Raw genomic sequence first — 25,234 nt, 5'->3', positions numbered from 1 at the left:
CGTCGTACACTGGGGAGCGGGACAGCGCCCGTGATCCCCACGCCCCCCTCCTCATGTACAACCGCCGCGAGTTCCTCGGCACAGGGCTGGCCGCCCTCGGCGCCGCTTCCGCTGCCACGCTGGTTCCGGGTCTGCTGCGTGCCACACCGGCGGAGGCGCCGCGGTGGCTTTCGGCTCCCAGGAAGCTCCTCATCCTTGGCGGCACCGGCTTCGTCGGTCCACACGATGTCCGTGAAGCGCTCGAGCGCGGACATGAGGTCACGATCTTCAACCGCGGGCGCAGTGCCCCGGGCATGTTCGGCAAGGATGTCGAGGAGCTGGCGGGCGATCGGGCCAACGATCTGCGTGCGCTCAGGGGGCGCAAGTGGGATGCCGTCATCGATGAATCGGCATCACTCGCCAGCGCACCGGAGTGGGTGAAGCTCTCCGCCGAGACACTGCGCGACGCCGTCGATCAGTATCTTTTCATCTCCACACGCTCGGTGTACCACGACCTGAGCGCGGTGCCGATGCACAGCAACGCGCCCGTGCTGACGCTCGAAAACTCTCCCGTTCCGGCGGGGCAGCCGCTCAGCTATGGACTCGCCAAGGCCTACGCCGAAAAAGCGGCGCATGCGGCCATGCCGGGGCGTGTCACGGTCGTGCGCCCCGGACTCATCGTCGGTCCGGAGGACGACACCGATCGTTTCACCTACTGGCCCGTGCGTGTGGCGCGTGGCGGCGAGATGATCGCACCGGGTGATGGCAGTGACCACGTGCAGATCATCGACGTGCGCGATCTCGTGAAGTTCTGCGTCACACTCTGCGAGAATCGCACATTCGGCGTGTTCAACGGCATCGGTCCGCAGGGCGGCATGCCGTTCCGCGAATTCCTTTCGCGCGTGCAGAAGGGCGTCGGTGGCAATCCCACGTATACGTGGGTGGATGCCGATTTTCTTCGTGAGCAGGGCCACAACCCCTATGGTCGGGAGCTGCCGGTCTTCCAGGTGATGCGTGGTCGCACCGCGGGCTTCGCACGCTTCGATCTCACGCCGGAACTCAAGGCCGGCCTCACCATACGCCCCATGGAAGAAACCGCCCGCGACACCCTGGCGTGGTGGAAGACACTGCCCGCCGAACGGCAGGCCGGCATCAAGACCGGATTCAGGCCGGAGCGCGAGGCCGAACTGCTGGCGCTGTGGAAGACACGCAAGTCCAGGTGAGCGCATCCATGACATTCACGTCCTTCACCACCTTCATGACCGATACCCGGGCTCATCGCAATTCCATTGGTTTCGCCACGTGGCGAGCTACCCACGTCGGCGCCCTGCTGGCCGCGTTCCTGCTGGTTGGGGGATGCGCGTCGACCGGCGGTGGTTCGCGTCCGCTCACGCCGGCACAACTTTCGGCCCGCGACGGCGGCATCCCGCCGTACACACCGGCCGACGTGGCGTTCATGCAGGGGATGATCGGTCACCATGCGCAGGCGGTGACGATGTCTTCGTTCGCCGAAGGCAATGGCGCCAGTTCGGAGGTGCGGGTACTGGCCGGGCGAATCGCCGTTGCGCAGACCGACGAGATCGCATTCATGCAGAACTGGCTGCGTGTGCGCAAGCAGACCGTGCCCACGGGCGACATGAGCGAGATGGCGCATGCGCATCATGCGGGCATGGACATGTCGTCCGCGGCCGCTGGTGGAGCGGCGGGCGGCATGATGCCCGGGATGCTCACCCCCGCGCAGATGGACACACTCAAGGCCGCCAGGGGATCTGCGTTCGACTGGTATTTCCTCACGTTCATGATCCAGCATCATCGTGGGGCGATCAGCATGGTGGACGACCTCATGTCGGCCAAAGGTTCGGCCAACGACGATGACGTTTTCAAGTTCGTTTCCGATGTGGTTGCCGATCAGACCACGGAGATCGACCGCATGGAGCTGCTGCTCCGCACACGCCCGAAACCCTGATGCCTCCTCTCACGTCCCTCTTTCCCCCTCTCATGCGCCTCTCGCCCCGATCTCTGCCTCGTACGATGCCTCGTACGATCCCTTTGCTGGCCGCTGGCGCTGCGGTGGCGCAGTTGGCGCTGGCCCAGGCAGCGCACGCGCAGCCTTCTCCGGATCGCCGCGTCGGACTCAAGGCCGGCTGGTTCGACGCCGGAACGGCCGAGTGGAACATGAAGCTCGTGTCCACCACCAAACCGTCGGATGCCTTTCTCAATCCGGCGGCCCCTGATCCACGCCTGAAGAACTCCGATCTGGCGTTCAGTGGCAATCTGTTGTTCCAGGGCAACTACAGCGGCTGGCAGGTGTGGGACATCGGCAATCCTTCCAAGCCGAAACTGCGCACGGCCTTCGTGTGTCCGGGGTCGCAGAGTGACGTCACCGTGTACGCCAATCTGCTGTTCGTATCGGCCGAGGCGGTGGCCGGTCGCATCGATTGTGGTCTCGAGGGCGTGGAAGCCGAGGTGAGCAAGGACCGTGCACGCGGCATCCGCATCTTCGACATCAGCAATGTCGCCAAGCCCAAGTCGGTCGCCATGGTGCAGACCTGCCGCGGCTCGCACACGAACACGCTGGTGACCGATCCCAAGGATCCGGACAATGTGTACATCTACGTCTCGGGATCGGCCGGCGTGCGTTCGCACGAAGAACTCGCCGGTTGCTCCGACCGGGCCCTGGATGTCGATCCGAACACGGCGTTGTTCCGCATCGAAGTGATCAAGGTGCCGGTGAAGAATCCGTCGGCGGCCGCCATCGTCAGTTCGCCGCGCATCTTCGAAGGACTGAGTGAAGCCACCCGCCACGGTGATGCACCGGAAGACCGGCGCGAACGTCCGGCCGGTGCACCGGCGCGCCCCTCGGTGGCGGGACGTGGCCCCACCCAGTGTCATGACATCACCACCTATCCGGCGGTCGGTCTGGCGGGTGGGGCATGCAGCGGCTACGGGTTGTTGCTCGACATCAGCGATGTCAAGAATCCGAAGCGCCTCTACGCCGCGGCAGACACCAACATGTCGGCCTGGCACTCGGCCACGTTCAGCAACGATGGCAGCAAGGTTCTGTTCTCCGATGAATGGGGCGGCGGGACGTCGCCACGTTGCCGCGCCACGGACAAGAAGGAGTGGGGAGCGGACGCCATCTTCGTGCGCAACGGCGACAAGCTCGATTTCAAGAGCTACTTCAAGATGCCCGCCGCACAGACCAGCCAGGAAAACTGCGTCGCGCACAACGGGTCGCTCATTCCCATCCCGGGGCGCGAGGTCATGGTGCAGTCGTGGTATCAGGGCGGCATCAACGTCTTCGACTGGACCGATCCCAACCACGCGTTCGAGATCGCGTATTTCGATCGCGGCCCGCTGGACGCGAGCGTGCTCACCAGCGCCGGTCACTGGTCGGCGTACTGGTACAACGGCTACATCTACGGCTCGGAAATCGCCCGCGGTCTCGATGTGCTGGAATTGACCCCCAGCGAATTCCTGTCGAAGAACGAACTCGAAGCGGCCAAGCTGGTGAAGTTCACCTACTTCAATCCGCAGGAGCAGCCGCGTCTCGTGTGGCCCGCGGCGTTCGTGGTGGCGCGGGCGTACACCGATCAGATGGCACGCAACAGCGCGGTGCAGAAGTCCTGGCTCGATGGCGTGGTCGCTCAGCTCGATGTCGCAGAGAAAGCCAAGGGCTCGGCGCGCGCCAACGCGCTCACGAAATTGGCGGCCCAGCTCGATCAGGATGCCGGCGGCAGCCCGGAGTCGGCGCGTGTGAAGGCGCTGAGCGAGGTGGTGAAGGGGCTGGCGAAGTAGGCGATAGGCGGTAGTCGCTGGTCGGTATGAAGAAGGCGGAGCGATCCTCGGATCGCTCCGCCTTCTTCATACACTGGTCCCGCGTCCTGCTGTCAGCTACCCAGCACGTTCACGCAACCGCGGGGCAGGGCGTTGGTGCGCTGGTTGCACTCGTCCACCGGAATCGGTACGAGCGGGAAGACGCGATGTGTCGGCAACTGCTTGCGCAGGTCACCAAGACGGTTGTAACGCCGCGAGTCGACCCAGCGATGGCCGTACTCGAAGAACAGCGAATACCGGCGGTCATACAGCAGCTCGGTCACGAGATCACCGGCGTAGTCGCTGGCCAGCGCCGGCAGACCACCGGCGTTGGTGCGTACGAAGTTGAGATCGCTGATGGCGGCTGCCCGATTGCCCAGTCCGATGTTCGCTTCGGCACGGATCAGGATGAGTTCCTCGTTCCGGATGATCGGCACCGGCGTGACGTTGGTGGGATACACGGTGGGGCGCACGTTCGAGCTGATCCCCTGCGTGGCCAGTGTGACGCTGCCCACGACGGCCTTGGATGTGGCGCGGAGATCGCGTGATCCATCGGCGCGCAGACGTGCTTCCGTGAGAAACTCCGGAACCACCACCAACGCCCGCGGCGTGGGATCGTACATCGGATTCACCGCATCGCCCGAGGAGGTGCTGTACACATGGAAGATGCCCGTGTTGAGCGATGCCGCCGAACCCGATGCCGTGCTGATGAACGATTCGTTCACGGCCGCGAGGGCTTCCGCCCAGCGTCCCCGATAGATCTCGAGGCGCGCCTTGAACGCCCGGTTCACACGGAGGAACGTGGCCGGTGTGTTGAAGCCCGCAAACCCCGTGGTGAGCGTGAACGGGAAAGCCGCCCCGCCGGCCGCCAGGTCGGTCCGGGCCTCGTCCAGCAGCGCGGCGGTCTTTGTGTAGCCTTCCTCACGGGATATGAACGCACCCTGTTCGGAGGGATTTTTCGGGACGTCGAACACCAGTCCGAACGTATCGCGCACCCGCAACTGATTCGCGTACTCCTGCGCGATGAAGGTCTTCACGAATCCCTTCACGGCGCTGCGCTGCGCCGCGGAGTAGTCGGGCACCTTGTCGACCACGTCCAGGATGGTGTAGGCCGTGCGCAGATTGCGGTACGTATTGGTCCAACCCACATCCACACCGAAACCGCCGGGCTCCAGCGGTCCGATGAGCAACGCGAGCACGTTGCGGGGCTCGGCGCCATCGAGATTCATGATCTCGCGACCGAACACTCCCAGGGTGCTGGCCCAGGTGCCGGCACTGGCACGGGAGCCCGCGAGCACACCGGCCACGGCCGTGTTCACCGTGGACGCGTCGGGCGAGCCTTCGAGCTGCGAGGTGTTCGGGTTGTTGAAGTTGGCGATGTCGGCGGCATTGCAGGCCGCGGCAGCAGTGGCACAGACGGCGACCAGGAACAGTGCGCGCGTCTTGCGAAGACGGGAGGCGGTCATGGTCAGAAGTCCACGCTGAAATTGAGCCAGTAGCTGCGGCTGGCAGGATAGGCGGCCAGTTCGCGATTGCGCTGGATGGCATCGGGCACGCCACCCTGTCCGAAGTTCTGCGCCTCCGGATCACCGCCGCGGAACTTGGTCCACCAGTAGAGATTGCGGCCACTCAACGACAGCTTCGCGCCGCTCGCGCCCGACCACAGCGCCGTCGTCCACTTCTGCGGGAGATCCCACGAGAGCGTGACTTCACGGAGCTTCACGAACGAGGTGCTCTGATAGTAGATGTCCGTGACCTGGAGGTAGCTCGTGCGCCGCACTTCGCCGACCTTCCGGCCGTACTCGTCGAGATCGTCGTAGTCGCGCGAGTTCTGACCGAGGTCGTAGTGACGCCATGTGCCGTTCGCGAGCATGCCGCCTTTCTGTTGATCGAGCAGCGCGTACAGCGAAAGCCCCCTGTAGCGCACCTCGTTGCCCCAGCCGGCGGTCCAGAGTGGATTGCCATCTCCCATCACCACGGGCACCACCACCCGGCCACCCGCCTGCGGCAGGGTGTCGTTGCCGATGAGCTGTGTGGCGGACTTGCCTTCCTCGATGCGAACGGCGCCGGTCTGCGGGCTGCCGAGCAGGAAGGTGGGGACGGGCAGCTTGGTCACCCGGGAACGATTCGTTCCCCAGTTGAGCCGCGATGTCCAGCCCCAGGTGGCGGTCTGAACGGGGAAGGCGTTGATCGAGACTTCGGTGCCCGTCACCTGCATCTCGGCGCCGTTCGATGTCTCGCTGCTGAAACCGGAGGTCGGCGCCAGCGTGCGGGTGATCAGCAGATCGGAGATGTTGCGGCGGAAGTTGGTGACCGCGAACGTCGCACGATTGCGGAGCAGGTTGAGATCGAGACCCGCTTCGAACTCCCGCTGCCGTTCGGGACGGAGATCGGACGCCGCACGCACCGTGCCCACGCGGAAGGCGCCGATGCCACCCACACTCGACAGATCGAGGTTGGTGAACTTCTGTCCGTAGAGCGGCTGGTTGCCCGTCTCGCCGTAGGCCACACGCAGCTTGGCTTCGTCGATCATGCCGGGCATGAAGTTCGCGAACCGATACGACGTGGCGGCCTTGGGGAAGAGGAAGAACTTGGCCGGATCGCCGTTGTTGCTGCTGCGGTCGGCGCGGGCGCCCACGGTGAGCAGCAGCTTCTCGCGCCAGAGCGCTTCGGTCTGTGCGAACACGCCGAAGTCCTGAACCTCGAGACGCGATTCGTCCACGTCACGGACGGTGCCGGACGTCACCACTTCCAGGCCGCCGAGCAGGTTCTGCGCCGACGCGCGTGTCTGGTTGAACTGACGCTGCTCGAACTGCGTACCCACCTGCGACGTGACCTTGAGCGACGAGCCGACGTTCCAGCCGTGCACGAGGTTGAGATTCAGATTGCGCTGCAGGTTGGTGGTCTTCGAATTGGCGCTCGTGCCCGGCAGCCCGTCCACCGGCTCGAACTGCAGCGTCGGCGGAGAGTAGATCAGGTTGGTCTGGTTGAGCAGATCCACGCCACCGAACGCGATGAACTGCAGGGTGTGACGGTCACCGGTGAGCAGATCGGCCGTCAGGCGCGACGTGGTGATGTTGCGCCACACGTTCTCGTTGTTCTCGAACTGATCGATGGTCTGCAGCGGGTTGGACGGATAGAACGGGTTCACCGGCCAGGAGCCGTCGGCATTGCGGCGCAGATCGAGGAAGCTCGGGATCTTGGTGAGCGCGTAGGCGATCGAGTTGCCGGCGTTGTCGTTGCCGAACAGGCCACGATCGCTGACGTTGTTGAGCACCTCGTTGCCGACCTGCAGGTTGATGCGCGAGGAGATGCGCTGGTCGAGGTTGACACGCACGTTCGTCTTGCGGGCGAACGTGTTCTTGACGATGCCTTCCTCGTTGCGCCGGCTGGCCGACACGAAATAGCGCGTGTCGTCGCTGCCGCCACTCACGCTGAGCGAGAGATCGGAGTTGATCGGCCGGTTGCCGTAGGCCAGCGTCTCGTAGTCGAGCACCCGATTGGAGTCGTAGTACGGCGTGATGCCGGTGCCGAAGACGGCGATCGCATCCTGGAGCGACTGGAAGTGCCGCGAGCCGTTGCGGTACGCGAGTTCGGACGTGCCGGTCCCCATGCGCAACGAGAACTTCGGCTTGCCGGCCTTGCCGCGTTTGGTGGTGATGATGATGACACCACCCGACGCCTTGGAACCATAGATGGCCGCCGCTGCCGATCCCTTCAGGATGTCGACGTTCTCGATGTCGTTCGGGTTGAGGTCGGCGATGCGGTTCACCGGCGCCTCCTGATTCCCCACCGAGATGCCGCTGCCCGAGGCCCGTGTCACCTTGTTGGTGCCGGAGCCGATGGCGACGTCGGTCACGATCACGCCATCGATGACGTAGAGCGGCTGGGCCGATCCGAGAATGGAGGAGATACCGCGGATGCGGATGCGGTTGCCGCCGCCCGGCGCACCCGTGGACTGCGCGATCTGGGCACCGGCGATCTTGCCCTGCATGGCGTTCTCGATGGACTGGGCCGACACCTTGTTCATGTCGGCTCCACTCACGCTCGCCACGTCGTTGGCCAGGTTGCGGCGGGAGATGCCGGTGGCCTGACCGGTCACCACGACCTGGTCGAGATTGAGCACGTCCTTCTTGAGGACGATCTCGAGCGTGTTGCGCGAGGCGTCCACCGGGATGCGGGTCATCGGATATCCGAGTCGGCGCACCACCAACACGAGGTCCCCGGCTGGAGCGCCGGTGATGGTGAATCGACCGTCTTCGCGCGACAGGGTGCCGATCGTGGTCCCCTGTACCTGCAGTTGCGCCGCGGTGATCGGTGCCCGGGTGTCCTCTTCGAGCACCTGGCCGGTGATGGTACGGGTCTGCGCGAGCAATGTACTGGCTGACAGCGTGAGCACGGACAGTGCGCACGCCGCCGCCCGTAAAGCGCGGCGCGTGAAAACTCCTGTCATGCGGGTCTCCTGCAGGTGGAGGGGAGAGAGAGCAGAAGGGAGAGGAGCGGAGGTGCTACGGCAGGACGTTGAGTGTGAGGTGGGAGGGGCGCGCGGCGGTGCGGAACACCGTCATGGTCGCGGTCTGGAAATCGGAGTCCTTGGCCTTGTAGATGTTGGGAACGAACCGTTGGGGATTGCGGTCGACGGCCGGGAACCACGTGCTCTGCACGTGCACGACGATGCGATGACTCTTGCGGAAGGTGTGCATGACATCGTCGAGCGGTACGCGCACCGTGTCCGCGACGTTGGCGGTGAGGGGCACGCTGCGGGAATACCCCCGGCGCCAGCGCGCGCGCGCCACACCGGGACGCACCAGACGCTCGTATGCGTCGAGACGCGGGCCGCCTTCGAACTCCGGCGGCGCATCGTCCGGATACTGATCGATGATCTTCACCACGAAATCGGCGTCCGTGCCGGTGCTGGCTACGTGCAACAGCGCGGACACCGGGCCGGCCACGGTGATGTCCTCGGTGAGCACCTCCGAGCGATAGACGAGCACGTCGGGGCGCCGCGATGCGAAGCGCTGGTCTTCGGTGGGATACATCGCGTTGAAGCCGAACGTGTTCCCCATGGTGTACGGCACCGGCTTTGCCGGATCGCTGACATACCGGTCGGAACCCGTGGCGGCGGTGGGGGCGGCGAACGACGCCACGCCCTGCTCACGCAGGTACAACGAGCGGGGACGCGCCGTCTTCGGCGGCCAGGCATCGAAGCGCTTCCACTGATTGGTGCCCGGCTCGAAGACCAGCGCGCCTCCGAACTGGAACGATCCGCAGTCGTCCTTGAGGAGGCACCGGAACGCCGGTGCGCCCACGGAATCCCGGAAGAACTTCCCGGTGGGGCTGCCATTCGTGAACGCGCCGAATGTCGGGAAGTCGGCACGGTTCCAGCCCCCATGCGACCAGGGCCCAATCACCAGCATCTGCTTCGTCGAGCGACTGTCGGCCTGCATGCTCTGGTTGAGACGCAGCATGCCGTAGGGATCTTCCACATCGTACCAGCCGCCGACGAGCAGCACGGCGGGCGTGATGTTCTTCGCATGTTTCCAGAGCGAGCGGGCCTGCCAGTACGCATCGTAGTCCGGGTGCGCGACGATGGAGTCCCAGAAGGCGATACGGTTCTGCAATGGCCCGCTGCCGTAGTTGGACAGCGCTCCCATCTTCAGATGCCACGCGTACCCGTCGGTGGTTCCCGCATTCGGTCCCGCGGGATACTGCGTGACCGGCCCCGGACGCGGTTGATCGAACCCCTTCAGGAAGTTGTAGGTCTGCGACAGCTTGAAGAGTCCGTTCATGTGACGGTCGTCACCCAGCCACCAATCGATCATCGGTGCTGACGGATACGAAAACTTGAGCGCGGGATGTGCGCCGATCATGCCGGCCGCCACGAAGAATCCGGGCGCCGAATTGCCCCACATGCCCACGCGGCCGTTGTGGTGACCGATGTTCTTCAGGATCCACTCGATGGTGTCGTACGTATCGGTGGACTCGTCCACGGCGCCCGCCTTGCGATCGGGGCCGAGATGCGGCGTCATGAACGAGTAGTACCCTTCGCTCATGTAGCGACCGCGCACGTCCTGATTGACGAAGATCCAACCTTCCCGATCGATATCGGGAAAGGGCCCCAGCTGCCCCGCGTACTCGTTCGGCCCGTAGGGCGCGACGCTGTACGGTGTGCGCATCAGCAGAATGGGGACGGCTTTGCTGGTGTCGCGCGGCACATAGATGGACGTGAACAGCTTGGTGCCGTCGCGCATGGGGATGCTCACCTCGCGCTTCGCATACTGTGCGCGGACCCGCGCCACCGCGGCGGGATCGGGACCCGGACGTTGTGCCTGTGTCTCACTCACACCGAGTGTGGCGAGTGTGGCGAGAGCCAGCAGATGGGAGGAGAGACGGTGCAGATGGAGGCCGGCCATTGGAGTACCTTGGCGTACCGATGGAGGGGGGACGTCCATGGTGAGAACACCGGGTGTTCATCACCGACTACGTGCTTCCATCGTACAATCTGGAGACCAGGACCACCGCTTCACTAGAGAGGTGACCGTGCCGCGCTGCCATGCAGCGCTTCACGAAACGTCAGCGTATCTCAGGGCACATCCGGACAACCATTCCACACACCACCTGGTGTGCAGGGTGCAATCGGTCCGCGTGTCGGCACCGACCGGCGCAGACTGTCGGCTTCATTCGTCCGTCCCAATGCCTTGAGAGCCACATACTCTTCGCGACGCAACAGCGGCAGGACACTTTCGAGATCCGGTGTGTCGGCAATCCATCGCCTTCCGTCCCGCACCGCTTGCAATGCTTCTTCATGATGACCGCCGGCGTTTTCTCCGCGCGCGAGATGCCAGTATGCCAACCCCAGCACGAGTGGGGATTCCCCGGGGAGCAGATCGCGGACGCTGCGGCGGACGATGGTCACCGCGGCCAGCGTGTCTTTGCGCGCGAGGGCATCGTCGAGCGCGGTCGCATACGTGAGCAGTTTGGTCGTCTGGGTGGCGACCGCGCCCTGTTCGATGGCCTGAACGGCCGAGGTCGCTGCGATGCGGCGGGCAGCGGTATCGCCGTCCACACTGGCGAGAAACGCCTGCTGCTGCAGCAAGGGCACGTTGCCCACGCGTCCATCACGACTGACGTCGGCATACGTGGTCCGTACGCGCTGCAGCACCTCGGCTGCCGCTTCGCTGCGCCCGAGAACCAGCAGGGCTTCGAACTCGGCATTGAACGCACGCCACTGCTCGTTACTGCCGGCGAGTCCCATGGAGTCGGCCAGGGCACTCGCCGCACGGGCGCGCTTGAGGTACAGTCGGGGATCGCGGTCCACCCAGGTCGACGCCGACATGCGCAACAACGCGGCGCGCAGGGCGAGCACACCGCGGTCGCGCGGAGAGATGACGGCGAGCACGTGCGACGCCATGGAGTCGGCCTCCCGCACACGCCCCAGCAGCAGCGCCTGTCCCGAGCGGACCAGATCGAGACGCTGATGCAGTTCCTGATCCTCCGGGTGGGCGAGGACGATGTGTGTGACGTCCGCAATGGCCTGCCGTGATGCGGGGAGGCCTTCGATATCCAGACACAACGCCGCCCATTCCAGATTGGCGCGCGCGAACTCCACACTGCGCATCCCGTATCCCTGCGCCGTGAGGATGCGCGCCGAATCGAGGACGGTGAGTGCCCGGTCGAGACGGCCCTGCGAGGCGAGATTGGCGCCGATCGCGCCGTACAACCGCCCACGAATGCGACTGTCGTCCGCGAATTCGCGGGGAATGCGGACCAGTGCGCTGTCCAGCAATTGCGCCAGCGTGCCTTCACGACCGAGACGGATCAACGGTTCGTAGGATGTGGCATTCGATCCCATCACGAGGCTGGAGAGAAACGTCGTGGCCCGTTCGGCACGTCGCGCCTCGGCGCGCGCCAGCACGGCCTGTCGCCAGGCGAGGGCACCACCACCCGCCACGGACAGCACGAACGCGACGAAGGTGATGCTCGCGGCCGGTCGACGACGCACGAAGCTCCACAGGCGGTAGGCGGCACTGTCCGGACGCGCCAGCACCCGGTCGCGCCGGAGATACCGACGCACGTCATCGCTCAACGCTTCCACGCTGGCATATCGCCGGTCGGGATCGCTGCGCAGCGCCATGCCCGCGATCGCATCGAGCTCACCGCGCAATGTGTCGGCGAGTCTGGCCGGTGACGAAAATCCGCGCGCCGTCGCCACGGCGGGGGATGCGGATGCCGCGAGCGCACTGGGGGAACGGGGCGGTGCGGCCACCGCCGTACGCAGACGCTCGATCGACATGCGTCCTGCAAGGATACGGGGCGGTGCCCCCGCGAGTAGTTGTGTGAGGATCGCGCCCAGTGAGTACACATCGGCGACGGTGGACACGGGCCCGTCTTCCAGCTGTTCGGGCGCCGCCCACGCCGCCGTGAACGGCGACAGTCCCGCGCTGGTGAGCGTGCCATCCACCTCGGTCGGTGAAAGCAGTTTCGCCACGCCGAAATCGAGCAGCTTCACGACGCCGTCCGGCGTCACCAACACATTCGACGGCTTGAGATCACGATGCACCACGAGCCGCTGATGGGCATGCTGCACCGCCGCGCAGATCTGCCGGAAGAGATCGAGACGTTCGGTGATGCCCAGTCGCCGCTCGTCACACCATTGATCCACCGGTGTGCCTTCCACGTACTCCAGGGCGAGCCACGGCGTGCCTTCTTCCGTCGACCCCCCGTCGAGCAGCGGCGCGATGTTGGGATGATGCAGGCTCGCGAGAATCTGTCGTTCCGAACGAAAGCGCTGCAGCAGCACCGCGCTGTCCGCTCCGCGCCACAGGGTCTTGATCGCCACCCGCTGCTGATACGACTGATCGGCACGTTCGGCCTCGTACACCGCGCCCATGCCACCGCGGCCGATGAGCCGCAGCACCCGATACGCCCCCAGTCGACGGCCGATCATTGCCGCGGAGGCGCGTTCCTGGGCGTCGTCGGGCTGACGGGGGGCGGCCATGCCCAGCAGGTCGGCGGCGGAACGATCGACATCGGCCAGGCCGCGCTCGTCCACCGTGATCAATGCCACCAGCACTTCCCGCAGATGATTCGGCACGGCCTCGCTGACCAGCAGGGACTCCCGCTCACTGGCGCTGCCATCCTCGTATTCCAGCCAGAGCCCTTTGAGCCGTGCCCAGTCGTCCGGGGTCAGATCGTGGTGCATCGGTCGTGGCAGAGGGCAATGGGAATGGAGGGTGCCTGATGTGACAGCGAAGGAGCCATGTGTGACAGGCGCAAACCCGGCATCGATTCCCTCACGGAAACAGTCGAGGGATCATGCGGTCGCCACGGCCTCTTCTCCTCTCGCCTCTCTTCTACGACTTCAGGGCATGGAGACGCAACCAGCGACGGGCCAGCGCCCATTCGCGGCTCACCGTGGCCGGAGAGATGGAGAGGGCTTCCGCGATTTCGTCGAGGGACAACCCCACGAAAAACTTGAGTTCCACGATGTGCGCCTGGCGGGGATCGAGCTGCTCCAGTCGTTCGAGCGCATCGTGCACTTCGAGGACCTCGAGAAACCCGGCCGGTGTGGCCGGAGCGGCGTCTTCCAGCGTCACCGTGAGTCGGGCGTCACGCCGGTCGGCCATACGGCGGCGCGCATGGTCCACGAGAATGCGCCGCATCGTGCGACCGGCGATACCGAAGAACTGCGCCCGATTCTCCCACGGCGATTCGTGGCCCAGCAGGCGCAGGTACGCCTCGTTGACGAGGGCGGTGGGCTGCAGTGTGTGATCATCGCGTTCACGGCCCAGATACGCCTCGGCCAGTTGATGCAGCTCCCGATACACCAGACTCGCCGCGGCCTCGTGGGCGGCCGTGTCCCCGTCCTGCGCCGCGCGCAGCAGGTCGGTGAGGGACTGCGGATCGGGGGCAAACGCGTCGGGCACGAACACAAGATCCACCGAGCCTGGGGGATTCCGCCAGTCGGGAGCGGAGGGCATGCCTCCGGGGGCCTCCACCGGAGAGGCATGTCCGGCCGTTACCGGCGACTGATCCCTTCGTCTTTGGGGTGTCCCCGGCATCGTCCGTTTCCGATGCCGGGAATTCATGCATGCCCCTCAGTGAATCCCATGGTATCGCTCACGTCGTTCGTCGTCGCTCACGAATCCACCACCTCCGCCCTCGAAGCGCTCGCCCGGGACATCGACAGGACCCAACCGCAACCCAGTCTCGTCTGCGCATTCTATGACGCCGATCATGATGACCGGCAACTTCACGAATTCCTGAAGACCCGTTTCCCGTTCGCGGCCTTGTTGGGAGGGACCTCGTGCGGTGGTGCCATGAGCGAAGTCGGCCTCGGAGGCAGTGGCTCCATCGGGCTGCTGGTCATCGATGATCCCGATGGCGACTACGGCACGGCGGCCGTGGAACTGGAGGGGGATGCGGCCGATTGCGCCGAGCGCGCCATCCACGCGGCACTGGAGAACGCCGGTTGTCCCGGCGAACTGCCGGAGCTGGTGTGGCTGTATCAGGCGCCGGGGCAGGAAGAGGCGGTGATCGAAGGGCTCCGTCGGGTGGTGGGCGATCGCTGCCCTATCATCGGTGGCAGTTCCGCCGACAATACCGTGTCGGGCGGATGGCGTCAGCTGGGCCCGGACGGTCCACAGCGAAACAGCGTGGTGGTGGGCGTGCTCTTCTCGTCGGGCGGCATCGGCTATGCCTTCCAGGGCGGTTATGAGCCCACCGGCCCGAGCGGCGTCGTCACGCGCATCGGATACGATCCGTCGGGGGAAAGCGGAATCGTGACGAAGGTGCGCAGCCGGCAGATCATGGCCATCGACGGCGAACCCGCGGCCCAAGTGTACAACCGGTGGCTTGGCGGTACGCTGTCGGAAAAGGTGGCGTCGGGAGGAAACATTCTCACCGACACGACAATGTTCCCGCTGGGCATCGATGCCGGTCGCATCGACGACCTCACGCACTATCTGCTCATTCACCCGGAGCAGATCACCGCCGACGGAGCGCTCTCCACCTTCGCGTCCATCGAAGAAGGCACACGTCTCTACAGCATGCGGGGCGACAAGGCGCGCCTCGTGGAACGCGCCGGTCGTGTGGCCTCCGCGGCGGTGAACTCCCTCGGTGGCTCCGACAATCTGGCCGGTGGCCTCATCGTGTACTGCGCGGGATGCATGCTGGCCGTGGGCGATGAAATGCCCAGGGTGGCCACGGCTGTCTCCACGAGTCTGGGGGGCAAGCCGTTCGTGGGCTGCTTCACGTTCGGCGAACAGGGGCTCGTTCTCGATCGGAACGCACACGGCAACCTGATGATTTCCGCGATCGTGTTCGGCAAGTAGGGATCGCGAGACGATGGAAGGGTCCGAGGAGCTACGCGAAACCATCGTGGGCATGCGTCGCGAGATCGACGCACTGCGCATGGAGAACACGCATGCCAACCTGCTGCTGCAGGCGCTGGATGCGGTGTTGTGCGTGACGGGTGATGCCGATCCGTTCGCCAACGTGTTCTCGGCGCTCCTGCCGGTCTTCGATGCATCGCATGCCATCGTGCTGGTGGAGGATGCCACACCACGTGATGCCCTCCATTGTGTGGCGGCGAACGCCGATGCCCTGGTCGATTCCCGCTGGCGCGGCGGGCGCACCTTCGCCAAGGTGCTTTCCGGGCGCGTGGTCACGACGGTGACCGGCGCCGACTGGGAGGAATGGCCGGAAGGCGCCGTGGCAGGGCTCACGCGGTCGCAGCCCACGTTGTATCTGCCGCTCGGCGTGCGGGGGCGGCGCGGACTGCTGATGATCCTGCGTGAGGAAGGACGCACGGGATTCGATCGGGCACACGTGACGCTGGCCCGCAAGTTCTCGGTACTGGCCTCACACGCCCTGGCAGCCAAGCGGGCGAGCCAGACGGAAGCCGAGAGTCATCGGTTGAAGCACCTCACCGAACAACTCGAGGCCAGCCAGGAGGCACTGACCTTCCGGGCCAACCATGACCAGCTCACCGGGTTGCCCAATCGTTCGCATGTCCGCGAACTGGTGGACTATGCGGTGTCGCGCAAGACACCGGGGGAGAAGCTCGCGCTGGCGTTCATCGATCTCGACAACTTCAAACAGGTCAACGATCTCTACGGACACGCCGCCGGGGATGCCCTGCTGAAGGGTGTGGCCGAACGCATCACCGCCCAGCTACGCCGGACGGATGTCCTGGGCCGCATCAGCGGCGACGAGTTCGTCATCATGCTCGATCCCGTCCGTCAGCGCAGTGAGACCGCGGCGGTCATCGACCGTGTGCGTGAGCAGTTGCAGCAGCCGTTCCGTATCGATGGCATCGATGTACGCACTTCGGGCTCCATCGGGGTCGCGTTCTATCCGATGCATGGCACGGACTACGATACGCTGCGTCATCACGCCGATACGGCCATGTACCGGGCCAAGAGTTCGAGCAAGGGCAGCATCACGTATTTCAGTCAGAAGATGGGGCAAGAGGCCAAGGAGCGTCTCTCGCTCGAGTACCGGCTGCGCAGGGCCATCAACGAACGTCAGATCCAGTGCGCACTGCAGCAGAAGGTCGATATCCACCGCCAGAGCGTGGTGGGATTCGAAGCGCTCGCGCGCTGGACGGAGAGTCACGGTATCGTGCACCCGCCGGGACTGTTCGTGCCCATTGCCGCCGAGATGGGATTGCTGGACGAGATGACCGACATCGTACTGGATGGACTCATTCAGGCCATGCCGGATCTCACGGCCCGTTTTGGCGAGGACATCACGTACAGCCTCAATCTCTCGCCCGGTCAGACGGCCCGTCTGCCGTTCATGCAGAAGGTCATCCAGCGTATCGTCGATACCGCTCGTCCGCGCAATTTCATTCTCGAGTTCACCGAGGATGCGCTGGTGGCGACGGGGCCATTCCAGTCGAAGGTGCTGCCGTTGCTCAAGGAAGCCGATATCGGCGTTTCCATCGACGACTTCGGCATGGGCTATTCCTCACTGGCCGTGCTGGCCGACATCACGGCCGACGAGATCAAGGTCGATCGTTCGCTGATCAGCGGTATTCAGGACCGGCCGCGCAGCCAGATCATCCTGCGCGCCATCGAATCATTGAGTTCCGCGCTCGGGGTCTCGGTGGTGGCCGAGGGCATCGAGGAACATGCGGAGAAGGACTATCTGCAGCGTCACTCCAATATCCGCATCGGCCAGGGCTTTCTGTTTCACAAGCCCGAACTGGTCACCGAACTGATGGACGACCACCTGCCGATGCTGTTGGCAAAACACGTGGCGTGAAGCGCGTGTCCGCCGGTTGTCGATAGGAGACGGGACGGCCGCCGATCAGGCGTGCGCGACCGGTGTCCCCGTGCCGGCTCCGGCGCGCAGCAGGCGACGGTGCAGGAGTTCGCTCAATTCGTCGATGTTCGCGAACGTGGGCGCTTCGTCGTTCGCGACCAGTTGACCGGGGTGACGATCGCCGTCGATGTGTGACCAGTCATTGGCCACGATGGCATCGACCGTCGAGCCGAGCAGACCGCGCGCGATTTCCTCGGTGCGTGAGGCGGTCTGGTTGAGCGTGAGCTTGAAACCGATCACCTGCATGGCCCCGTTCGCGGAGTATCCGCGAAGACGCGGCAGAATCTTGTGGTTCGCTTTGAACCGCAATTCGAGCGATTCTCCGCTGCCGAGCTTCACCTGACCATCGGGCTCTCCACCGTTGACGGAGGCGATGGAATAATCACTGACGGCCGCGGCGTGAATCACGGCGGTGTACGCCTGCGCGGCCAGTTCCCGCTGCAGTGTGGCATCGAGATCCGCGAACGAACCATACGGTACCCGTGTCGTGCGCGCGTTGGGCAGCGCCGAGGATTGTCCGTGCACGAACGTGACGTCCCATCCCTTCGCGGCCAGGCGATCGGCAATGGCGGCACCGGTGCGACCCGTACTCACATTGGAAACGAACCGGATGCCGTCGATGGGTTCGCGGGTGGCGCCCGCGGTGACGAGGACCCGACCGAGGCGGGGTGGGGTGATCAGCGCCACGATCTCATCGGGCTCGAGCAGACGGCCGCCGCCCACTTCCCCACAGGCCAGATTGCCACCGGCCGTGGGATGCACGATGACACCCGCCCGACCCACTGCCGCCAGATTGTCCATCGTGGACGGATGACTCAGCATCTCGCGATTCATCGCGGGAAACAGATGCAGCGGCTTCTCCCGCGGCCACGCCAGCGCGAGGGCACCGACGAGATCGTCCGCCAAACCATGCGCCATGTGGGCGATGGTGTTGGCGCTGGCCGGACAGATCATCCCCATGTCAGCCCATCGACTGAGATGGATGTGATCCATCGCCCGTCCCGGCTCCCAGAGATCGGAGAGCACGGGATGGCCCGTCAGCCCTTCGAACGTGGCGGCGCCGACGAATTGGAGTGCCGCAGGCGTGGCCACCACGCGCACGGTGTGTCCATCCTGGACCAGGCGCGACACCGCCTGTGCGGCTTTGAATGCCGCGATCGAGCCGGTGACGATGAAGACGATTCGGGAGTTCGGCATGGTCCACGCAAAGGCGGGTCGGAACCACATGAGACTCCCTGAAAGTTAGCGGTCTGCGCACCGCAAGGCAGGTCAGCGGGTCCAGGTCCCGCCGAGGCTCCGCCAGACCCTGGTGCGCTGCAGACGGACTCCGTTGAAGCCGTCTACGACTCCCGACAGACAGCCAGGAGCATGTCGCTGGCCTCGGCTGCCAGCACGGCGTGACGTACACCGGGCGCGAGGGTCACGAGGTGGCCGACGGGTAACTCATACGTTGCCTCGTCGACCACCACCGTGAGCCGGCCCGACAAGGTCTGGATGGTCACCGTGCCTTCGGCCTGGTGTTCCTTGAGTGCCCCACCCGCTTCGAAGGCGAAGACGAGGAGCGTCAGCGGGCCCCGACGAAACAGGGCGATCTGCCGATGACCTCCAACCGAATGGTGCGGCTCCTGTCGCAGCGCGGCGGCGGTGGCCGGCAAGTCGAAGTGATGGACTGGTCCTGCGAAGCGATCTTCGGGGTGTTGCCGGAGTCTGGGCGCGTCGGTCATCGGTGTCTCCTGTTCCTGAATGGCCTGTGATGTCCTGTTGAATATTTCACTGAATGCCTTCATACACCGGACGGCGCCTGATGAACACGTGCACCCGATCGGGGGAGACTTCGCGCACGTGAAACAGGAATCCCCGTTCGGCGAGCCTGGGAAGCAGGAATTGCGGAACCCGGACATTGAGTTGCACCAGGGCGCCGTTTTCGGGTAACGCCTCGGCGGCATTCAGCGTGTGGGCCAATGGTTCCGGAGGATCCATGTCGCGTACATCGAGCACGGGAATATCCCGGTAGAACCAGACACACCAGTCGTCGGCGGCCAGACACTCGGTGTGATGCGCCCAGCCGTCCCTGCCCATCACCCGATAGAGCGGTGCGGGTTCGAAGGTGGCCCGCACGAGGAGCGCACCCCACTCGGGCACGTCCGCGCGGGCGGCCATGATGCGCTGGAACGGTTCGCGACCGGCCCGCAGATCCTCGCGGACATCGGCTTCGATGACGGTGACCGGGTCGACCACCTGCAACGCGAGAGGAAAGGATGCATCGAGCAGATTCACCATGACGGCTCCTGGAGCATGCCGGGATGCCATCGTGGTTCCCAGACCAGGTGGAGATCGATATCGTCGACGCCCGGCACATCCGACAGCGCGTGGACGATGCCATTGGAGATGTGTCGCTCCATCGGACAGCCCGGCGTGGTGAGCGTGTAGGTGACATGCACCAGACCGGCATTGTACGTGATGTCGTAGATCAGTCCGACCGTCACGATATCGAGTCCGATCTCCGGATCGATGACCATACGCAGTGCGTCACGGAGCTGCGTCTGGGACGGTGCCGCGGGATCATCGTTCATGGGCGTCTCCGCGATACGCTCCAGAGCTGCCTCGCCTGCATGAGTGCGCCTACGCTGAGCAGTACGGCGCCGATGCGCAGCAGACCGGTCGAGGCCACGGCCACACCGCCCGGCACCAGGATGGCGCCCGCCGCCAGCAGCAGGATGACGATGTTCGCCTCACGGGCGGCGTACAGATCGGCAACGCGCGGCAGCGGACGGGTGCCGGCCAGCGGACCGAAGTACCGGTTCCAGATGAGGAAGGGGACGATCTTGTAGTACTGCGCGGCCACGAACAGCGTGCAACCAAGCACGGCGATCCCTATGTAGAGCACGCGCGATGCCGGGGTCGCGCCCGGAAGGAGCAGTCGTATCAGGGCCAGAGGCGTGAGCGCGAGCAGTGCGATCGCGATGGCGCTCAATCGGAGTCCGGCATCGAGTTGCGGGCGGTGTCGACGACGGAAGAAGATCCGCGCTTGCATCACCCAGGCCAGCAGCCCACTCATGAACAGGAACAGCGGGAGTTCGCGTCCGACGATGGGAACGTGATGAAACAGCGCGAGCAGTATGGTGCCGGCGCCGAGAAGTCCCACCGCCCACCAGCCGAATCGCTCGTCGGCACCGTGACTGAGGAGAAACATCGGCAGGAGTCGATGCGACACGCCTACGATGACCAGCAGCACCCAGCCGAAGAGGCCGGCGTGGAGATGCACGCGCAACGCGAGATCGTGTATGGTGCCGAGTATGCCGGTGAATCGGTGGATGCCCAACATCACGCCGAAGAGCAGGGCGATGGCGAGTGCGAACAGGGCGCCACTCAGGGCCCACCAGGTGAGTTCGCGGCGGGTGGCGCGCCGCAGCGTCACCAGCAGGTTGCCAAGGAAACCGGTGATGCCTAGGGCAAGCAGTACCAGTCCCGCACTCAGTATCGTCGCGCGATGCAGACCGATGCCCGTGGTCATCAGCACGACACCGGCGAGGTGCAGTCCGAACGTGATATGCGCCAGCCGCTCCGAAGCGATCGCCTGACCCAGCGCCACTGGCAGGAACTGATAGAGCGCGCCCATGATGGATGTCGTCAGCCAGCCCAGCGTGAACAGGTGGGTGAGAACGACCACCGAAGCGGCGGGATAGGCGCCTGCAACGAGCGTGGGCGCGATGGACCACAACCCCACCGCGCCGGCGATGAAAAAGAGCTGCGCCGCGAGGAAGTGCTCGCCCGGCAGACGGAGCGGCGGAGAGTTCACCGGCATACCGGTTCCGTGTCGATCCGATAGGCGCAGGCCGCATCGCCGCGCGGCATGTGCGTCACCCGGACCAGCGGGCCGCCCAGCAGTTCGCGAAGGAGGCCGATTTCTTCCCGGCAGGGGAGTTGTGTGGCTTCCACCAGATCGCGCAGTGGACAATGACAGAGTCGCAGCGTGGTTCCGGCTTCTTCGAGGACGGGCATGAAACCCATGTCATCGAAGAGGCGCACGACTTCGCGCAGACGTTTCCTGCCGGTGAGTCCTGCGACCCGGGCCAGCGCCCGCTCGCGCCGTTCCGCGGCATGCTCCCTGAAAAATTCGCGGAGCAGCGGCGTCTGACCCTGCGCCACCAGATAGCGGGCCAACGCCTGGAGCATCTCACCTTCGCGGCGTGGAAACAGCGCCTCGGCTTCAGGCGTGAGTCCGAAGAGTACCTCCGGTCTGCCCGGGCCCTGCTGCTGTGTGCCCTCGCGCCGCACGAGCATGCGGGCTTCGAGCGTGCGGAGATGTTCGCGGATGGTCTCGACGTTGAGGTCGAGATCCGCCGCCAGCTCCGGTACGGTGGCGCGCCCCCGGTACTTGAGGGCGTCGAGCAGCGACCGGAGGCGATCCTTGAGCAGTGAAGGCCCCGATGGTGTCATGCACGTATCCGCCGAACGGTGTGTGCACCGGGACATGGCAGAGCCCTGTGGAACCGGTGGTCAGCGCGTGTGGATGCAAGATGGAACCGGTGCGATGATAGTCAAGGGAAAAGCCTTGAAAATTGGGCCGCTCTGCCCGGGGCCGGCATCGTCCAGCATCGACATCGGTATCGGCATCCACCCGGTCAGACGCTGGAGCGGCCGTCCCGGGGAGCGGCCAGGCGCTCGAACAGTGTGGTGATGGCTTTCGAGGGAGCAACGCCCAGCGCCTTGTGCAGGCGCTTGCGGCAGCGGTCGTAGGTGCGGGCCACCAGCACGCGGTTTCCCTGTTGCCAATGAGCCTCCATCAGCAGCGCGTAGGCCGACTCCCACAGCGGGTCGAACTGCAACAGGGTTTCAGCCACACGCACGACACGATCGAACTCGCCCTCGGCGAGCAGAAGATTCCCCAGTCGCTCGCCGGCCTGGAACAGTTCACGGCGATGCAGGAGCCTTTCATCTTCGGCCCAGGCGTCGTAGCGTTGTTCCGGAAGAAAATCGCCCTGATACAGCGCCATGGCGGATTCGTACATCGCGATCGCACTGTCGGGACTCGAGCGTTCGGCGGCACGGGCAAGACGGATGCGGCGTCCGAGTTCGTCGGCGTCCACCCGGATACTGCCATCGCGCGCCAGGTGGATCACGTCCCCGTCACGCACGACGAAGCGCCCGTCGGTGCCACGCACCCGCTCGGGTTCCAGCACATTGCGCAGGGTGCTCAGCACCACGCGCAGCCCGGTGCCGGCGGCTCCGGGCGCTCCATCGGGCCACAACGATTCGATGATCTGCTCCCGATGCAATCCATGCGCACGATTGCAGATCAGCAGTTGGAAGAGATGGAGCGCCTTCTCTCTCGCCCACGCTGACCGCTCGATTTCCCGACCGTCGTGCCAGACACGGAATGCACCCAGCGTCTGGACATACAGTGCCGCCGACATGGGGGCGTCCGCGGTGACATCGCTCCTCGTGGAGTCCGTATGGGATTCGAGCTGAGTGGCCACTTCGCGGGCGTAGGCGCCCACTGCTTCGTGTTCCTGCACCCGACGCAGCAGTCCGCGCCACAATGCGATATCACGGGGCGCAAAGGGTGCTGTGCCGTGAAACAGGGTGTCGTATCTGCACTCTCCGGCGACCGACAGCGCGTCGATGAATGCATGTCGCGCATCCGCGGTTGCCGCGCGACGGGTGTGATGACAGACACGCCAGAGATGAGCGAGGCAGGTGCTGTATCGATCACCGCACCGCCGGCTGCCGGCGAGCGCCTGCTGCAGTACCGCATCGGCCCGGTCGTCACCGGCCATCACCAGGACGGCCCCCGTCACGAGCAGGGCGATGGCGTGGATGTAGGTGTCACCCACTTCGCTCGCGACCTCAGCGGCCTCACTTGCCGTGCCACGGGCCATCTCGAACTGACCTTCCATGGCCTCCAGTATCGCGAGACCGAGCAGGCTCTCCACACGAAAGCGTGGCACGGCGATGCGATCGGCCAGACGTAACGCTTCGGCATAGTACGTGCGGGCGCGTCCGATATCCCGATCGTGGCCGGTGATCCATCCCAGGCCGAGGCGCGAGAGCGCCACACTCTCCACGGTGGGTGCGCCCAGCAGTCGACCGATATCCAGTGCCTCCGTAGCATGGCGGCGGGCGTCGACTCCATCACCCAGCATGGCATCGCACCAGGCCAGCAACGCCGTCGGCTCACGATGCGATCGCGGTGCGCGACGATGATCGCTCACCGTGGTGGCGTTCCGGCTTTCCTGGATGAGAGTGCGCGCTTCGGCAAAGGCACCTTGTCGCACGCAGACCCGTGGATCGCGCGGGGCCTGTCCAGCCAATCCCATCGTACGGTGCAGGGCATGCAGGCGGCGTTCGGCCACACGCGTCGCGCCGGCATTGAGGGTATTCTCGGCCAGCAGGAGATACAGGGTGCGGCGTTCGGAGGGCACGCCGCGCGCCAACCGGAGTCCCTCGCGCAACAACGGCTCCGCACGCGTCGGCCGGACGGTATCGAGATACACCAGCGACATTCCGCGGATGGCGTGCAGTACGCCATCACGATCGGCTGCACGATCGAAGAGTGTCCTGGCGGCGGTATATGCCTCGAGCGCTTCATCGAAATGGCCGGCAAGACGATGCGTTTCCCCACGCGCCATCAACAGATCGGGTGACGCACCGAGCACGGGGGCGGGGAGTGCCTGCAGCCACCCCGCCAGTGTCTGGTGGCGGCCTCCGGCGGCCATGGCCGGTGCAATGCGCGCCAACACTGCGGCGGCGGCATCGTAATCGCCCGCCATCAGCAGATGATGCACCGCCTCTTCCTCGTCGCCCTGGGCGGCATGATATGCCGCGGCGCGCTGATGCAGTGTGGCCTGTCGGGCCGGAGACACGCCGGCGCGGCGCAGGAGAAAATCGCGGAAGAGATTGTGGTAACGATAGGAGCCGTCGTATGCCACGAAGAGCGAGCGTTGCTCGAGCGCCCGGAGCGTCTCCGCCGAGTCGTCGGTGCCCAGCACCGCGTCACAGACCTCGGAATCGAGGCGACGCAGAATTGCGCTCTCGCCCAGAAACTGCCGCGTCACCGGCGGTTGCCGGAGAAAGACCTCATCGGCGAGATAATCGAACAGCAGGTCGGCCGGGCCGGGCATGTGCTGCAGCAACTGTCCCAGCGAGTCCGCTCGCGTGGCGCCCATCGAGTCGCTGAGCATCTGCAGCGCAATGGGCCAGCCCTCCGTTTCGGCCACGATGGCCTGTGCGGCTTCCTCGGAGATCGGCTGGGGAGCGCGGGCCGCGAACAGCGACATGGTTTCCGCTGGCGTGAAAGCCAGGTCGTCACGCGACAGTTCCAGCAATTCTCCACTGGCGCGCCAGCGCGAACGGCTCCGGAGACTGGGGGTGGTGCGCGCCGTGATGACCACATGCAAGGCGGGAGGCATCGTCTCCACCAGTCGTTCGGTGATGGCGTTGATCTCGGCCGTGTTCACCCGGTCGTAGTCGTCGAGCAGCAGAATGGTATCGGAAGCAACCAGGTCGAGCAGTTCATCGCTCAGCAGATCGACCGCCTGGGCGAGCAGACGGGGCGAACGCTCGGCGACCTGCAGCGCCTGCAGTGCGGCCTCGCCGGCTCCCGGGTGCAGCGTACGCAGGGCGTGCACGAGATGCAGCAGGTAGCTGCGCGGGTCCGTGTCGGTGTCGCCCAGGTGATACCAGGCATACGGCAGGCCGGCGTGCGCCAGGTGGTCGGCCACGGCGGTGGTCTTTCCATATCCGGCCGGTGCGCGCACGATGGTGAGCGGCACATCGACCGCACGGGCCAGGGTGGCGGCAATCCGCGGCCGTTGCAGAATCCGCGCCCGCACCTTGGGCGCGACGAACCGCGTACGGACGATCGGATCGAAGGCGGAGGGCGGGGATGGGGGCAGGGACATCGCGGGCGGAAAGAGGAGCATGCGGACGCATGCCCGGGTGGCGACAATGCGTGGCGACAATGCCGAAGGACGGGCACCACGTCAACCCATGGGCCTCCGTCCGTCCCGGCGTTGCAACGGGTACCGGGGCAACGCTGTAACGCACTTGTAACGTCCGGTGCGTACGCTTTTGGCCTCTCCAGGGCTCACCTTCCCAGCCTTCGCAA

At 65.3% G+C, this 25,234-nt stretch carries 17 protein-coding genes; 5 read left to right on the top strand and 12 right to left on the bottom strand.

The features are described from left to right. The first annotated feature begins 53 nt into the window (after positions 1-53). From WG208_RS15875 to WG208_RS15865, 3 genes are all read left to right on the top strand, one after another. On the top strand, positions 54-1,202 hold the full coding sequence (locus WG208_RS15875; RefSeq protein ID WP_337172355.1) for an NAD-dependent epimerase/dehydratase family protein: 1,149 nt from the start codon (positions 54-56) through the stop codon (positions 1,200-1,202). An 8-nt stretch (positions 1,203-1,210) separates the two neighbouring features. After that, positions 1,211-1,945 carry a DUF305 domain-containing protein gene (locus WG208_RS15870; RefSeq protein ID WP_337172354.1) on the top strand — a complete coding sequence of 245 codons (735 nt, stop codon included), beginning with the start codon at positions 1,211-1,213 and terminating at the stop codon, positions 1,943-1,945. 65 nt (positions 1,946-2,010) lie between these two features. Beyond that, positions 2,011-3,777 carry a hypothetical protein gene (locus WG208_RS15865; protein WP_337172353.1) on the top strand — a complete coding sequence of 589 codons (1,767 nt, stop codon included), beginning with the start codon at positions 2,011-2,013 and terminating at the stop codon, positions 3,775-3,777. 92 nt (positions 3,778-3,869) lie between these two features. On the opposite strand, the gene WG208_RS15860 is transcribed toward WG208_RS15865, so the two are convergent. From WG208_RS15860 to WG208_RS15840, 5 genes are all read right to left on the bottom strand, one after another. Next, entirely contained in the window at positions 3,870-5,261 is a 1,392-nt protein-coding gene (locus tag WG208_RS15860) for a RagB/SusD family nutrient uptake outer membrane protein (protein WP_337172352.1), read from the bottom strand. Positions 5,262-5,263: 2 nt separating this feature from the next. Beyond that, on the bottom strand, positions 5,264-8,248 hold the full coding sequence (locus WG208_RS15855; protein ID WP_337172351.1) for a SusC/RagA family TonB-linked outer membrane protein: 2,985 nt from the start codon (positions 8,246-8,248) through the stop codon (positions 5,264-5,266). 55 nt (positions 8,249-8,303) lie between these two features. Beyond that, the gene (locus tag WG208_RS15850; RefSeq protein WP_337172350.1) at positions 8,304-10,208 is read right to left on the bottom strand and encodes a CocE/NonD family hydrolase; all 1,905 of its coding nucleotides are present in this window, start codon (positions 10,206-10,208) and stop codon (positions 8,304-8,306) included. 170 nt (positions 10,209-10,378) lie between these two features. Continuing rightward, entirely contained in the window at positions 10,379-12,997 is a 2,619-nt protein-coding gene (locus WG208_RS15845; RefSeq protein ID WP_337172349.1) for a serine/threonine-protein kinase, read from the bottom strand. A 151-nt stretch (positions 12,998-13,148) separates the two neighbouring features. Then, complete coding sequence (locus WG208_RS15840) at positions 13,149-13,775, bottom strand: ECF-type sigma factor (protein WP_337172348.1); 627 nt, start codon at positions 13,773-13,775, stop codon at positions 13,149-13,151. A 129-nt stretch (positions 13,776-13,904) separates the two neighbouring features. Here WG208_RS15840 and WG208_RS15835 point away from each other — a divergent pair, with 129 nt between their 5' ends. Both WG208_RS15835 and WG208_RS15830 read left to right on the top strand, forming a co-directional pair. After that, positions 13,905-15,128: an FIST N-terminal domain-containing protein gene (locus WG208_RS15835; protein ID WP_337172347.1), complete on the top strand. Its 1,224-nt coding sequence runs from the start codon at positions 13,905-13,907 to the stop codon at positions 15,126-15,128. Positions 15,129-15,141: 13 nt separating this feature from the next. Next, positions 15,142-17,064: an EAL domain-containing protein gene (locus WG208_RS15830; protein ID WP_337172346.1), complete on the top strand. Its 1,923-nt coding sequence runs from the start codon at positions 15,142-15,144 to the stop codon at positions 17,062-17,064. A gap of 45 nt (positions 17,065-17,109) precedes the next feature. Here the strand turns inward: WG208_RS15830 and coaBC are convergent, their stop codons facing one another. From coaBC to WG208_RS15795, 7 genes are all read right to left on the bottom strand, one after another. After that, the gene (gene coaBC / locus WG208_RS15825) at positions 17,110-18,321 is read right to left on the bottom strand and encodes a bifunctional phosphopantothenoylcysteine decarboxylase/phosphopantothenate--cysteine ligase CoaBC (RefSeq protein WP_337172345.1); all 1,212 of its coding nucleotides are present in this window, start codon (positions 18,319-18,321) and stop codon (positions 17,110-17,112) included. Between the two features lie 143 nt (positions 18,322-18,464). After that, a complete protein-coding gene (locus WG208_RS15820; RefSeq protein WP_337172344.1) occupies positions 18,465-18,848 on the bottom strand; it encodes a cupin domain-containing protein in 384 nt (127 codons plus the stop codon). Positions 18,849-18,894: 46 nt separating this feature from the next. Then, entirely contained in the window at positions 18,895-19,434 is a 540-nt protein-coding gene (locus WG208_RS15815; RefSeq protein ID WP_337172343.1) for a DUF2249 domain-containing protein, read from the bottom strand. Beyond that, positions 19,398-19,697, bottom strand: coding sequence for a metal-sulfur cluster assembly factor (locus tag WG208_RS15810; protein WP_337172342.1), 300 nt, complete (start codon positions 19,695-19,697; stop codon positions 19,398-19,400). The genes WG208_RS15815 and WG208_RS15810 overlap by 37 nt, the downstream gene beginning before the upstream one ends. Beyond that, a complete protein-coding gene (locus WG208_RS15805) occupies positions 19,694-20,929 on the bottom strand; it encodes a hypothetical protein (protein ID WP_337172341.1) in 1,236 nt (411 codons plus the stop codon). Before WG208_RS15805 ends, WG208_RS15810 begins: the two co-directional genes overlap by 4 nt. Beyond that, positions 20,920-21,564 (bottom strand): hypothetical protein, encoded by a 645-nt coding sequence (locus WG208_RS15800; protein WP_337172340.1) that lies wholly within the window; start codon positions 21,562-21,564, stop codon positions 20,920-20,922. Before WG208_RS15800 ends, WG208_RS15805 begins: the two co-directional genes overlap by 10 nt. Before the next feature lie 185 nt (positions 21,565-21,749). Next, on the bottom strand, positions 21,750-25,028 hold the full coding sequence (locus WG208_RS15795; protein WP_337172339.1) for a BTAD domain-containing putative transcriptional regulator: 3,279 nt from the start codon (positions 25,026-25,028) through the stop codon (positions 21,750-21,752). Positions 25,029-25,234 lie beyond the last annotated feature (206 nt).

It is taken from the genome of Gemmatimonas aurantiaca (genome assembly GCF_037190085.1).
Classification (GTDB): Bacteria; Gemmatimonadota; Gemmatimonadetes; order Gemmatimonadales; family Gemmatimonadaceae; genus Gemmatimonas; species Gemmatimonas aurantiaca_A.
This window is presented reverse-complemented; position numbering and strand designations above follow the sequence as displayed.

What these genes read in the sequence shown, in the direction of transcription:
- WG208_RS15840 (WP_337172348.1), bottom strand. Translation starts at nt 13,775, where the DNA reads ATGCCCTCCGCTCCCGACTGGCGGAATCCCCCAGGCTCGGTGGATCTT.
- WG208_RS15865 (WP_337172353.1), top strand. Translation starts at nt 2,011, where the DNA reads ATGCCTCGTACGATCCCTTTGCTGGCCGCTGGCGCTGCGGTGGCGCAG.
- WG208_RS15820 (WP_337172344.1), bottom strand. Translation starts at nt 18,848, where the DNA reads ATGACCGACGCGCCCAGACTCCGGCAACACCCCGAAGATCGCTTCGCA.
- WG208_RS15850 (WP_337172350.1), bottom strand. Translation starts at nt 10,208, where the DNA reads ATGGCCGGCCTCCATCTGCACCGTCTCTCCTCCCATCTGCTGGCTCTC.
- WG208_RS15870 (WP_337172354.1), top strand. Translation starts at nt 1,211, where the DNA reads ATGACATTCACGTCCTTCACCACCTTCATGACCGATACCCGGGCTCAT.
- WG208_RS15810 (WP_337172342.1), bottom strand. Translation starts at nt 19,697, where the DNA reads ATGAACGATGATCCCGCGGCACCGTCCCAGACGCAGCTCCGTGACGCA.
- WG208_RS15875 (WP_337172355.1), top strand. Translation starts at nt 54, where the DNA reads ATGTACAACCGCCGCGAGTTCCTCGGCACAGGGCTGGCCGCCCTCGGC.
- WG208_RS15795 (WP_337172339.1), bottom strand. Translation starts at nt 25,028, where the DNA reads ATGTCCCTGCCCCCATCCCCGCCCTCCGCCTTCGATCCGATCGTCCGT.
- WG208_RS15845 (WP_337172349.1), bottom strand. Translation starts at nt 12,997, where the DNA reads ATGCACCACGATCTGACCCCGGACGACTGGGCACGGCTCAAAGGGCTC.
- WG208_RS15815 (WP_337172343.1), bottom strand. Translation starts at nt 19,434, where the DNA reads ATGGCATCCCGGCATGCTCCAGGAGCCGTCATGGTGAATCTGCTCGAT.
- WG208_RS15805 (WP_337172341.1), bottom strand. Translation starts at nt 20,929, where the DNA reads ATGCCGGTGAACTCTCCGCCGCTCCGTCTGCCGGGCGAGCACTTCCTC.
- WG208_RS15855 (WP_337172351.1), bottom strand. Translation starts at nt 8,248, where the DNA reads ATGACAGGAGTTTTCACGCGCCGCGCTTTACGGGCGGCGGCGTGCGCA.
- coaBC (WP_337172345.1), bottom strand. Translation starts at nt 18,321, where the DNA reads ATGCCGAACTCCCGAATCGTCTTCATCGTCACCGGCTCGATCGCGGCA.
- WG208_RS15830 (WP_337172346.1), top strand. Translation starts at nt 15,142, where the DNA reads ATGGAAGGGTCCGAGGAGCTACGCGAAACCATCGTGGGCATGCGTCGC.
- WG208_RS15860 (WP_337172352.1), bottom strand. Translation starts at nt 5,261, where the DNA reads ATGACCGCCTCCCGTCTTCGCAAGACGCGCGCACTGTTCCTGGTCGCC.
- WG208_RS15835 (WP_337172347.1), top strand. Translation starts at nt 13,905, where the DNA reads ATGGTATCGCTCACGTCGTTCGTCGTCGCTCACGAATCCACCACCTCC.
- WG208_RS15800 (WP_337172340.1), bottom strand. Translation starts at nt 21,564, where the DNA reads ATGACACCATCGGGGCCTTCACTGCTCAAGGATCGCCTCCGGTCGCTG.